The 12,245-nt window shown below is 41.5% G+C and carries 12 protein-coding genes; 3 read left to right on the forward strand and 9 right to left on the reverse strand.

Going from position 1 to position 12,245, the window contains the following annotated elements; all coding sequences use genetic code 11:
• Positions 1–53 precede the first annotated feature (53 nt).
• The 3 genes from SORDD05_RS02055 to SORDD05_RS02065 all read left to right on the forward strand — a co-directional run bounded on the left by SORDD05_RS02055 (position 54) and on the right by SORDD05_RS02065 (position 2,677).
• Positions 54–863: a Cof-type HAD-IIB family hydrolase gene (locus tag SORDD05_RS02055; protein ID WP_061416875.1), complete on the forward strand. Its 810-nt coding sequence runs from the start codon at positions 54–56 to the stop codon at positions 861–863.
• 142 nt (positions 864–1,005) lie between these two features.
• Entirely contained in the window at positions 1,006–1,914 is a 909-nt protein-coding gene (locus SORDD05_RS02060) for an ATP-binding cassette domain-containing protein (RefSeq protein WP_061416876.1), read from the forward strand.
• A gap of 10 nt (positions 1,915–1,924) precedes the next feature.
• The gene (locus tag SORDD05_RS02065; RefSeq protein WP_061416877.1) at positions 1,925–2,677 is read left to right on the forward strand and encodes an ABC transporter permease; all 753 of its coding nucleotides are present in this window, start codon (positions 1,925–1,927) and stop codon (positions 2,675–2,677) included.
• 38 nt (positions 2,678–2,715) lie between these two features.
• Here the strand turns inward: SORDD05_RS02065 and SORDD05_RS02070 are convergent, their stop codons facing one another.
• From SORDD05_RS02070 to SORDD05_RS02110, 9 genes are all read right to left on the reverse strand, one after another.
• Positions 2,716–3,594, reverse strand: coding sequence for a sensor histidine kinase (locus tag SORDD05_RS02070; RefSeq protein WP_061416878.1), 879 nt, complete (start codon positions 3,592–3,594; stop codon positions 2,716–2,718).
• Positions 3,594–4,292 (reverse strand): response regulator transcription factor, encoded by a 699-nt coding sequence (locus tag SORDD05_RS02075; RefSeq protein ID WP_061416879.1) that lies wholly within the window; start codon positions 4,290–4,292, stop codon positions 3,594–3,596. The genes SORDD05_RS02070 and SORDD05_RS02075 overlap by 1 nt, the downstream gene beginning before the upstream one ends.
• Positions 4,293–4,398: 106 nt before the next feature.
• Positions 4,399–5,136, reverse strand: coding sequence for a TraX family protein (locus SORDD05_RS02080; protein WP_061416880.1), 738 nt, complete (start codon positions 5,134–5,136; stop codon positions 4,399–4,401).
• A gap of 144 nt (positions 5,137–5,280) precedes the next feature.
• Entirely contained in the window at positions 5,281–6,156 is an 876-nt protein-coding gene (gene aguB, locus SORDD05_RS02085) for an N-carbamoylputrescine amidase (protein WP_061416881.1), read from the reverse strand.
• A 9-nt stretch (positions 6,157–6,165) separates the two neighbouring features.
• Complete coding sequence (gene aguA, locus SORDD05_RS02090) at positions 6,166–7,251, reverse strand: agmatine deiminase (RefSeq protein WP_061416882.1); 1,086 nt, start codon at positions 7,249–7,251, stop codon at positions 6,166–6,168.
• On the reverse strand, positions 7,248–8,375 hold the full coding sequence (gene nspC, locus SORDD05_RS02095) for a carboxynorspermidine decarboxylase (RefSeq protein ID WP_061416883.1): 1,128 nt from the start codon (positions 8,373–8,375) through the stop codon (positions 7,248–7,250). The genes aguA and nspC overlap by 4 nt, the downstream gene beginning before the upstream one ends.
• On the reverse strand, positions 8,375–9,634 hold the full coding sequence (locus SORDD05_RS02100) for a saccharopine dehydrogenase family protein (protein WP_061416884.1): 1,260 nt from the start codon (positions 9,632–9,634) through the stop codon (positions 8,375–8,377). The genes nspC and SORDD05_RS02100 overlap by 1 nt, the downstream gene beginning before the upstream one ends.
• Positions 9,631–10,491 (reverse strand): polyamine aminopropyltransferase, encoded by an 861-nt coding sequence (gene speE, locus SORDD05_RS02105; protein WP_000366713.1) that lies wholly within the window; start codon positions 10,489–10,491, stop codon positions 9,631–9,633. Before speE ends, SORDD05_RS02100 begins: the two co-directional genes overlap by 4 nt.
• Positions 10,492–11,952 (reverse strand): aminotransferase class I/II-fold pyridoxal phosphate-dependent enzyme, encoded by a 1,461-nt coding sequence (locus SORDD05_RS02110; RefSeq protein ID WP_061416885.1) that lies wholly within the window; start codon positions 11,950–11,952, stop codon positions 10,492–10,494.
• Positions 11,953–12,245 lie beyond the last annotated feature (293 nt).

The following is a 12,245-nucleotide window of genomic DNA, read 5'->3' on the forward strand; positions in this document are numbered from 1 at the left end:
TCATTACCAAAATATGCTATAATAAAAGCAAAACATCTAGAAAAGGAAGTCTTATGATTAAACTACTAGCCTTGGATATGGACGGAACCCTCCTTAATGAAGCCAAGGAAATACCGCAAGCCCACATTACTGCCATTCATCAAGCTATCGAAAAAGGGGTGAAATTGGTTCTCTGTACAGGTCGTCCTCTTTTTGGTGTCCTACCTTACTATGCAAAACTTGGTCTAGATCTAGAAAACGAATACCTCATTGCTAACAATGGTTGCTCAACCCACCAGACCAGTGATTTGAGTCTAGTTGACTGGCAAGAACTCAGTCCAGCTGACATTGAATACCTCTATGACCTAGCTGAAAAAAGCGACGTCCAGTTGACTCTTTTTGATGAGGAACATTATTTTGTTCTCAGTGGTAAGCCTAATCAAATCGTTCAAAATGATGCCAAACTAGTCTTTTCAAACCTGACTGAAATTTCCCTTGAGGAAGCTACTAGTGGTAAGTATCGTATGTTCCAAGGCATGTTTTTAGGAACAAAAGAGCAAACAGATGATTTTGAGCGGCGATTCGCTAAGGAGCTCTGCCAACGATTTAGTGGAGTTCGTTCGCAGCCTGTCATATATGAAGCCATGCCCCTTGGAACGACCAAGGCTACTGCTCTTTCACGACTAGCAGCGATTTTAAAAATCGAGCCCTCAGAAATTATGGCCATGGGCGATGCCAATAACGATATCGAAATGCTTCAGTTTGCAGGACTTGGCATTGCAATGGGAAATGCCAGTGACCATGTCAAATCCCTTGCTAATGCCGTTACAGCTAGCAACGAAGAAGACGGCGTTGCGCGTGCGATTGAGAAGTATATTTTATAGTAAAAAAGCCCAGTTCAATGTCAACTGGGTTTTGTTTTTTTAAGAAGCACAAAACTTTAGAAACTCTTTAGAATTACTTGATGTTTCTTTGATTTCTATACCTTATACTAAAGTTAGTAAAACAAATCAAAAGGAGAAAATCATGAAAACAGTACTCGAAATTCATGGACTGACCAAACAATTCAGACAACAAGCTATTCTTCAAGATCTTAGTCTAACCATAAAAGAGGGAGATATTTATGGTCTAATTGGAAAAAACGGAGCAGGTAAAACTACTCTTACCAAAATCATTACACAACTACTGTTTGCGGATAAAGGAACTATTTCCCTCTTTTCTAGTCAAGAACAAAATGAGTGGACCAAAGCTCTATCTCGAGTAGGTTCAGTTATCGAATCGCCTGTAGCCCATAATCACTTAACAGCATACCAGAATCTGAAATATTATTGTATGATACGTCATATTCCAAATGCTGATAAGGTGATTCATGAGACCTTGGACTATGTTGGGTTGTCAGATACAGGAAAAAAAGTCTTTCGTGATTTCTCACTAGGAATGAAACAAAGACTTGGCATTGCCATTGCCCTCCTATCAAAACCCGACTTCCTGATTCTTGATGAGCCCATTAACGGCCTCGACCCAATTGGAATCAAAGAATTTCGTCTCATGATCCAGCGGCTCAATCAAGAAAAAGGCATAACCATCCTCATCTCTAGCCATATCTTGTCAGAACTCTATCTTTTAGCTAATCGCTTTGGAATTTTGGATCAAGGTAAGATTATCCGTGAAATCAGTAAAGCTGAGTTTGAAACACTGAGTGAGGATTATATTGTGCTTAAAACAAGCGACAAAGAAAGAGCTTGTCAGGTATTGAAAGAACAAATCCAGCTCCAGTTTAAGGTTGTCAATCCTGACAATGAAATCCATATCTTTGGTAATGAACACGATGTCAAACAGATTCTTAAGCAACTAACTTTGGCAGATGTTTCTATTGAAGAGATTTACTTTGCCCGTCAAAACCTAGAAGAATACTTCACACAATTGGTAGAATAGGAGAAAAATCATGATACACACCATTCAAGCAGATTTTTACCGTCTTTTTCGCTCCAAAGGATTCTGGATTACAGAATTCATTCTCTTTGTACTCTTGCTAATGGGTGCCACTATTGGCGCTACAGGACATCTAATGTCCGTTCAGACAGCACCACCAGAGACTCCAACCCATGGTTGGGACGGTATTCAAGCTCTTATCAATGCGTCTAGCAATGATTCAAACCTCATTTTTCTCTGCATTATTCTAACATGTTTAGTTCTCGGAGTGGATCTAATCGGTAAGCTCTATAAAAATAGTTTGACAGTTGGCGTCTCTCGTACAGAATTTTTCCTTGCTAAATTCTTTGTTCTAGCAAGTATCGCTCTCTTACAACTCATCACCAGTCTTGTGATTGCCTTTATTCCCGCGACTCTACTAAACGGACTTGGTACAATGCCTGATGGTTTTGTTACTAATCTCCTCTTGACGATTTCCCTTCAATTTCTCTGCCTTCTCGCTTGGCTTTCGATTGTTTCCTTTATTCTCTACCTGACTCATTCTTATCTTGCTGTATTTATTGGTTATCTGATTAGTTCTATCATCCTTTCTGTGCCAATGTTTATTTTCCCAGACATTGAAATTCTACGATATTTAAACTTAAATTTTGCCTATGCTATGACTAGTAATAGTCAATCTATTCTCTATACAATCACGGTTTGCGTAGTTGTCATCCTTATCTTCTCTCTTAGTGGCCTTACCATTTTCAAGAAGAAAAGCTTATAAATAAAGCCTCCTCTAATCTTATAGAGGAGGTTCTTCTGTTAAAAATAAATGAAAACCGAAAACCATTCTTCATCAGCAACTAGCTTCATAACTGCTCCAAGAAGATGAACTAATTCCTCGGTAATATAGAGACCTAAACCAGAGGATTCTTCTGTGTCTGATAGATTTTCAGAATAAAAACGATTGCTGAGATTGTCTATATTCTTGATTGGTTTTTTGACAAGATTATCAATTTCCAAAACAAGCCCCTTTTCTTCCTTTTTCAAAGAAAGTCGAGCTTTCTCCTTGCCGTGCTTGAGAACATTTCCAAGGAGATTTTGTATAATTCGATCAAGCAAGTCCTCATCAGTCGTCGTTTTCAATCCTGGTTCAACGTTAAAATCAAGAACAATCTGTGATGACTGAAAAACGTCGTAATAGGCTAAAGTCTTCTTTGTTATAAAAGTTGATAAATCAAGCTCTTCCAGTTTCGGTTTGACTGCTCCTTCCATCAAATGACGGTATTCGAGGAGAGCCTCCAAACGTTTGGAAACCAAATCCTGATGATGAGCTATTTTATTTAAGGTTTCTGAACTATTATCGGGGTGTTTTATTAGTTGCTGAGTATATCCTGAAGCGATTGTCAAAGGTGTCCGAATATCATGAGCGATGTTACTGATTGCCATATCTAGGGTGCGTTTTTCACGCTTCATGATTAGCTGATTCTCTTCCACTTCTTGAAATAGATTCTCAATTTGGTTATGTAGTCGCAAAATGGTCTTTGAAAAGAAATTTACACCGATCCTCTTCATGCTACCAGAGCGAATCTTTTCTTCGATTTGTCTGCTTAAATCTTTAATTGCTATATGATAGCGAATCAAAGAAATCGCCAAAATAATGTTAGTAAGGAGTAATATTGATATCAAAATGTAAATCATTACTTATCTCCTTTTAATCGAACACCAACTCCCCAAATGGTTTCGATGTACTCGTGATTTGGATCCAGTTGATGCAGTTTTTTACGGAGATTGCTTAGATGGGTGTTGAGCGTATTGTCTCCAGGCAGGTAACTTTCTTCCCAAATCAATTCATAGAGTTCTTCTTTGGTGAAGATCTTTTTAGGATACTGGAGCAACATTTGGAGAATCTGACACTCTTTCTTTGCAAGGCGAATGGTTTCAGTTGCGTTACTTATTTCAAAACTATCCGCATCGAACTGGATATTTTTAAAGCTTTGTGCGAGGTTATCAATTTCTCTTCGATCTCCTGACTGATGTTCACCACTTTGGCGTAATTGCACGGTGACTCTGGCAAAGACTTCGTCCAAATCAAAAGGTTTCACTACATAATCATTGGCACCGTCTAGTAGATATTGGCTGATGAACTTTTTATCACCCAAAGCAGTGAGCATGATGACCGGAGTCTGACTAGTTTGTCGAATGGCTTGCAAGACTTGGTCGCCATTTTTCCCAGGAAGCATGATATCTAGCAAAACGAGATCAATGCCTCCTTTGTCAAATTGCATGATACCTTCCGTACCAGAAAAGGCTTGTATCACCTCGTGTTCCTCTGCAAGAAGGGTTCTTAAGATTTCCTGGATTTCATTATTATCTTCAATTACAAGTATGCTTGCCATAAACCTCGTCCTTTCTAAAACTATTATAACATGTTTTATTAGGAATTCCAGATACAGAAAAGCTTCTCTCACATTTTAAGCAAGAAGGAGCTAATGAAAATTGAATCTACTTAACCAAATAAGCAATCAAAGCTATGATCCATAGATGAGCCGGGTAGAAAATATAAAAGAAATATTTACTCCAACTGGTTTCTTGTCCTCGCTGTCCATTATACAAGGCCATAAAAGGAAATACGGTGATAAAGAGCCAGTCAGAATTGTAAAGCATCATTTCCAAGGTTTGGTACCAAGTGTCATAGGTATGGATAGAAGTCACTAACAGGAAGGCCCAAAGTAGAGTATAGAGGAGATTTCGCAATCCCTTACGATTTCGACAAGAGTAACTAATCAAGAGAAATGGTAGCATGGTGATACCACCCTCAGTAAAAAGACAACCGAAAATCAAGAGACCAGCAAGCCCAATCCGACGCCACAACTTCTCTTTTTGATCCAACTCTTTTCGAGGAAAACCAATCCAAAGCATGGTGACACCGATGGCCAGAGTCAGAAAAATGTTATTAGTGACCATTACTCCTTTAGATGCAAATAGGGCATTGAGGAGGCTATTTCCAGCAAACATGATAAGCGCCCAAGACCAGAGGCGGATGAGGTAGTCTCTCAGGTTTCGAGTATGGATAAATCCTTCCATAGCCATATAGGCAAACCAAACTCCCACACAACGGGTCATAGCGTGGAAAATACCTTCCCACAGAGGAGAAACGATCCCTGTGATATGAGGGATATGGTCTAGAACCATTACTGCCGCCATCAGGTACTTCAACTGTGTCGCATTCCATTTTTTCATAATAAACCTCTTTCTTTTTGATCTACATAGAGTATAGCATACATTTCTACATATAATCGTACACCTATCTTACATTTAAAAAGCCTATCTTACATTTTTGTAAGACAGGCGTGAATATCAAAAGTTTATTCTGAAAGTTACCTTCTAGTCCGTAATTCGTTGGTACATTTCTGGTCTTCTATCTCGAAACAAGCCCCAGTTGAGGCGTTCGCTTGCTCCCTTGTCAAGGTCATAAGTTGCTAACAGAACAGCCTCACCTTGCCTGTCAGCTCGCTCTAGAATAGCTCCTGTTTCATCCGTCATAAAGGACGAACCGTAGAAGTCAAGACTGGAACTCTGTCCGCCATTTTCCTCACTAGGAGTGACTTCTTCCAAACCATAACGATTGGCTGCAATGACTGGAACAATATTTGCTGCTGCGTGGCCTTGCATGGTACGTTGCCAATGTCCACAACTATCCGTATCCAAAATTGGCTCTGAACCGATGGCTGTTGGATAAAAGAGCAATTCAGCACCATTCAGAGCAAGACAGCGCGCTGTTTCAGGGAACCATTGATCCCAACAGATACCAATCCCAATCTTAGCGTAGCGAGTATCCCAGACCTTGAAACCTGTGTTGCCAGGCGTAAAGTAAAACTTTTCTTGATAATAATGGTCATCTGGTATGTGGGTCTTCCGATAAACGCCCAGTACCTCTCCATCTGCATCAATGACAGCAATAGAGTTATACAAGACATTACCATCTTTTTCATAAAAACTAATCGGTAGAACAACCTGTAGTTCCTTAGCAAGCATCTTAAAATGCTGAATGGCTGTATTTTCTGTCACCGACTGGGCATACTGATAATAGTCATACTGGCGTTCCTGACAGAAATAGGGACGTTCAAATAATTCAGGCAAGAGAATGATTTGCGCGCCTTGGTCTGCGGCTTGGCGAGCTAAACGTTCCGCTGTTTGGATATTTGTTGCCACATCCTTGGCACATTGCATCTGGATCGCTGCAACTCTAACATTTCTCATCTTTTTCTCCTATTCTGGGATTTGTTGGGTGATACAGTGAATATTGCCACCACCTAAGAGAATATCTCTGGTTGGTATTCCTATGACCTTACGGTCTGGAAAACACTTGCTGAGGATATCTAGGGCAACTTGGTCGTTTTTATCTTGAAATTGGGGAACAAGGACAGCCTTGTTGGCAATATAGAAATTTACATAGGAAGCTGCAAGACGTTCACCTGCATAACGCTCCTCTTCACCTTCTTCATAGATGTAGCCTGGCAAATCCTCTTCGGTTACAACTTGATGAAGCGCTGGGATTGGCAATTTATGAATGGTGAAGTGACGACCTTTTGCATCTGTTTCTTGCTCTAAGAGCTCAAGGTCAGCTGCAGACATGGCATACTGAGGATCATTTTGATCATCTGTCCAAGCCAAGACAAGCTCTGCAGGACCTACAAAGGCTGCAACATTATCAACGTGCTCGTTTGTCTCATCTTGATAAATACCGTATGGCAGCCAGATAACTTTTTCAGCGCTCAGGCACTCTAATAAGGTGTTTTCGATTTGCTCTTTAGACAGGTGGGAATTGCGTCCAGGACTGAGTAAGCAGCTTTCAGTCACAAGAATGGTTCCTTGACCATCGCTGTGTATGGCTCCGCCTTCCAGTACAAAAGGTTTGGCATCATAGACAGGCATTTCCAAGACCTCAGCAAACCGACTGGCTACTTGGTCATCATCTTCATAGTCTTGGTAGAGACCATCAACAGCACCACCCCAAGCATTGAAAGACCAATCGACTGCCAACTTTTCTCTTTTTTCATTGAGTAGAATAGTCGGACCCGTATCACGCGCCCAGGCATCGTTGGTGGGAATGTCTAAATAAACGACCTTGTCTCCAAGATAGGATTTGGCTTCAGATAGATAGTCCTGCTCCACCAAAAGGTAAACTCTTTCCCCTTCTGCTATGGTCTTGATAATCTGGCTAAAGGCCTTCTTAGCAGCTTTTCCTTGAAAGGGCCATGATCCTGGTCGAGTTGGCCATACCATGAGAGTGCCATGGTGTGGTTCGTACTCTGCTGGCATACGATAGCCTAATTTCTTTGGACTGTCTATCATGATAATCTCCCTTTGAAGTCTTGATAGCCGAAGGCTTTGACTAAGCTGCAGTCTCCTTGCTCGTCCATAAGATAGAGACTTGGCAAGCCAATACCGTTAAAGGTATTATTTTTGACAAAGGAGTAGATTGCCATGTCTTCAAAGTAAAGTCTATCACCGATTTGGACTGGATTTTCAAAACTATAATCACCAATCACATCGCCCGTCAGACAGGTATTGGAAGAAAGTCTGTAGGTATGGATTTTTTCCTGCGCCTCAAATCCATTTCTCAAAGGTGGACGATAGGGCATTTCAAGTACATCTGGCATATGGCAGGTCGCGGAGGCATCTAAAACCAGGATTTCCATACTGTTTTCGACAATATCCAATACTTCAGTTGCTAGATAACCCGCATTGAGCGCAATAGCTTCACCCGGCTCGATATAGACTTCAAGATTGTAAGTTTCTCGAATTCTTTTAATCTCAGAAATCAGCAAATCCACATCGTAGTCTTCTCTTGTGATGTGGTGGCCGCCACCCATATTGAGCCATTTGACCTCATGTAAATAAGGACCAAACTGAGCTTCTACCGCTTTCAAGGTTGTCTCTAAATCATCCGCCCCTTGCTCACAAAGGGTATGAAAATGAAGTCCATCCACTAAGTCCAGCAAATCACTCGGTATCTTGTCTGAAATCACTCCAAAACGGGAGCCAGGTGCACAAGGATCGTAGAGCGCGTGATCTCCTTGAGTTGAACACTGTGGGTTGAGGCGCAAACCGATACTGATACCAGCCTCTCGGCAACGAGGACCGTGTTTACGCAATTGTCTCTCGGAGTTAAAAACGATATGGTCAGATATTTGCAGTAGCTCTTCCATATCTGATTCCTTGAAAGCAGGCGCAAAGACATGGACTTCCCCCGGGAATTCTTCTCTAGCCAGCTTCGCTTCATAGAGTCCACTAGCTGTCGTACCAGACAGATACTGGCTAATCATGGGGTAGGTTTTGTAGAGTGAATAAGCCTTCTGGGCCAGTAAAACCCTGCAGCCCGCTTCTTCCTGTACTTGTTGAAGAATCCTACAATTGTCTTCTAGTTTGGCTAAGTCAATGACATAGGCTGGTGTTGGTACTTGTTCTAACTTCATCAGTCCACCATTTGTGGATTTTCAACCACAACCCATGGCAAGCCGTACTCATTCAAAGCTTCCATAAATGGATCTGGATCCAATTCTTCAAGGTTGTAAACTCCAGGTTGTTTCCAAGTACCGTTCATAACCAATTTTGTCCCAATCATGGCTGGAACACCAGTCGTGTAAGAAATGGCTTGTGAACCAACTTCTGCGTAACATTCCTGATGGTCACAAACATTGTAGATATAGATAGTCTTTTCAACGCCATCTTTGACACCTGTAAAGATACAGCCGATATTGGTTTTCCCAACTGTGCGTGGACCAAGGCTTGCAGGGTCTGGAAGCAAGGCTTTCAAGAATTGGATTGGCACAATTTCTTGACCGTTAAAGTTAATGGTATCCGTACGAAGGAGTCCGACATTTTCCAAGCATTTCATGTGCGTTAGATAAGATTGCCCAAAGGTCATAAAGAAACGAATCCGTTTGACACCAGGAATGTTCTTAGCCAATGATTCAATTTCTTCATGGTGAAGGAGATACATGTCTTTTTGTCCAACTTGAGGGAAATCGTACTCACGCTTGATAGACATTGCTTCGACTTCGACCCATTTTCCATCTTCCCAGTAAGAACCTGGCGCAGAAACCTCGCGTAGATTGATTTCTGGGTTGAAGTTAGTCGCAAACGGATAACCGTGGTCACCACCATTACAGTCTAAAATATCGATATAGTGGATCTCATCAAAATAGTGTTTCAGAGCATAAGCTGAAAAGACACTGGTCACACCTGGGTCAAAACCAGAACCAAGAAGAGCTGTCAAACCTGCTTCTTTGAATTTCTCCTGATAATCCCATTGCCATGAGTAGTCAAAGTAGGCTGTAAAACCAAGTTCCTTGCAGCGTTTTTCGTAGATGGCACGCCATTCTGGATCTTCTGTATCTTCAGCCTCATAGTTAGCAGTGTCGATATAGTGGACACCTGTCGCCAAACAAGCATCCATAATGGTCAAGTCTTGGTATGGTAAAGCTACGTTCAAAACGACTTCTGGTTTGTAGCTTTCAATCAAAGCAATCACTTCTTCTACCTTATCAGCATCAAGAGCAGCTGTTTCAATCTTTGTACTTGTTTTGCCTTCTAATTTAGCCTTCAAATCATCACATTTTGACTTTGTACGACTAGCAATCATAATCTCTGTAAATGTTTCGCTATCTTGGCAAATCTTTGAAATAGCAACTTGGGCAACGCCCCCACATCCGATAACTAATAGACGACTCATTTTTTCCCTTCCTCTTCTTCTAAAATGTCTTCTACATACTTAGGCAACATAAAGGCTCCCACATGTAAGTTTGCAGTGTAGTATTCTGTGAAAAGCTGGCGTTTTTTCCAGCCTTCCTTATCAAAATCTTTAACAGGGTGGTATTTTTTCGATGCAAATCCAAATAGCCAATAGCCAGCTGGACTGGTCGGAATATGGGCCTGATAAACCCGGCTGATTGGAAAGGCTTGATTGACCTTACGGTGCATGCTACGACAAGCTGACTCATCCTCGTCAAAGAAGGGACTCCCATGCTGATAAATCATGATGCCGTCTTCTTTCAAGGCTCTGTAACTATTTCCGTAAAATTCCTTGGTAAAGAGCCCTTCCGTATGTCCAAATGGATCTGTCGCATCGTTAATGATAATATCGTAGTCATCTTCACAGTTTCGCAAAAAGCGTAGCCCATTTTGGTAGTAAATGGTAACACGAGGATCATCTAGCCCTGCAGCAAAGTCTGGGAAATACTCACGACAGACCTCAACCAACATCTCATCTGGTTCCACAATATCGATTTGCTCCAGTTCAGGATAGAGAGTTAATACTTGGGCAACACCACCGTCGCCACCTCCAATAACCAAGACTTTCTTAGGATTTGGGTGGACAGCCATGGGAACGTGAACGGTCATTTCGTTGTATACGAAATCATCCGCATCTGAAAACAAGACATGCCCATTTAAAATCAGTATTTTTCCAAAAGCTGGCGTATCCAAGACTTCGATATCCTGCCATTCACTTTTTCCAGCATAGAGTTGCTTGGCAGTTCTCAAGGACAATTTCACATCCGGAGTATGAACTTCAGAAAACCATAAATCCATCTAGTTCTCCTTTCTCTTAATGACGTTGATGTGATTGACCTCTGGATCTTCTGTCCCTTGGAGGGAGCAACCACGTTCCTTGGCAAATTGGATATAGTCTACAATTTCTCGTGTAATGCGTTCACCTGGTGCTAGGATTGGAATCCCTGGAGGATAACACATGACAAATTCCCCACAGACCTGTCCAACAGACTCATCCAAGGTTAAACTTCTTCTCTCTGAATAGAAGGCTTCTTGTGGAGACAGCACCAACTCGGGCTGGATATATTCTCCAGCAATCAAATCTTTTCCATCTCTTGAGTAGAGTCTCTTGATATCAGCCAAAGCACCGACCAAACGCTCGATGTCTTGGATGCGGTCGCCAATAGAAATATAAGCCAATATATTGCCAATATCCCCGAATTCAATCTGAATATCGTATTCATCTCGCAAGAGATCATAAACCTCTATACCTGTTAGCCCAATACCCTGAGTGTAAACTGATAGCTTGGTCACATCAAAATCACAGACAGACACACCGTCTATTAACTCCTTTGAGTAGGCATAGTAGCCACCTATGGCATTTATTTCACGACGAGCGTACTCCGATAGCTCAATGACTTTCTCAAATGACTCTTTCCCGCGAAGAGCAAGGTTGCGACGTGAAATATCCAAACTAGCCATCAACAAATAAGAGGCGGATGTAGACTGGGTCAGATTGATGATCTGACGAACGTACTCAGGATTCATCTGCTTACCAATAAGTAAAATGGAGCTCTGGGTCAAACTCCCACCAGACTTATGCATAGAGACCGCTGCCATATCAGCGCCAACGTCCATAGCAGATAGCGGCAATTTGTCTGTAAAATGCAGATGCGCTCCATGGGCTTCATCTACTAAAACCATCATGCCAGCTTCGTGAGCCATTTCCGTTAAACCCTTGAGGTCTGAACAAATTCCATAGTAAGTAGGATTGTTAATCAAAATGGCCTTGGCATCTGGATGCTCCTTAATTGCCTGCGCAACACGGTCATTTTCAAGACCTAAAGCGATGCCGATTTTAGGATCTACACTCATCTCGATATAGATGGGAATGGCACCACATAGAACCAGCGCATTGATAGCAGATTTGTGGACATTACGTGGCAGAATAATCTTATCTCCTGCCTTGCAGGTGGAAAGAATCATGGTTTGAACAGATGAAGTTGTTCCCCCAATCATGAGAAAGGCATGCGCTGCTCCAAAAGCATCAGCTGCTAGTTCCTCTGAATCCCGAATAATCGAAATAGGATGGCCTAAATTATCCAATGGTTTCATTGAATTGACATCAATGCCGACACATTTTTCTCCCAACAATTCAACAAGTTCTGGATTTCCCCGTCCGCGTTTGTGACCTGGTACATCAAAGGGAACAATCCGTTTCTTTCTTAGCTTAATCAGACCTTCATAAATAGGGGCCTGATTTTGATCTAACTTTTTCAAGACATACTCCTTTACCGTATTTTTAGCTCCTCAAAATGATGAGGGAGACCAAAGGTTGACTTATGAAAAAAGAGCAGGTTTTCACCTGCTCTGCAATCTTCTGACGTGTTTATTTTGGTTTCTGTTGAGTATGTCTGTTCCCGATGTTTCCTAACTCTCTAGTAGCAAATATTACGTACTTTATTGATCGTTTCACAAGATGACGTGTGCTTTCACCACACTAAAATTTATGAATTAGGACAAGCGTCCTAACATCAACTTATAAAAGTAGGCTTTTAACCCTATCAATAATG

This window comes from Streptococcus oralis (assembly GCF_001578705.1).
Lineage (GTDB): Bacteria > Bacillota > Bacilli > Lactobacillales > Streptococcaceae > Streptococcus > Streptococcus oralis_J.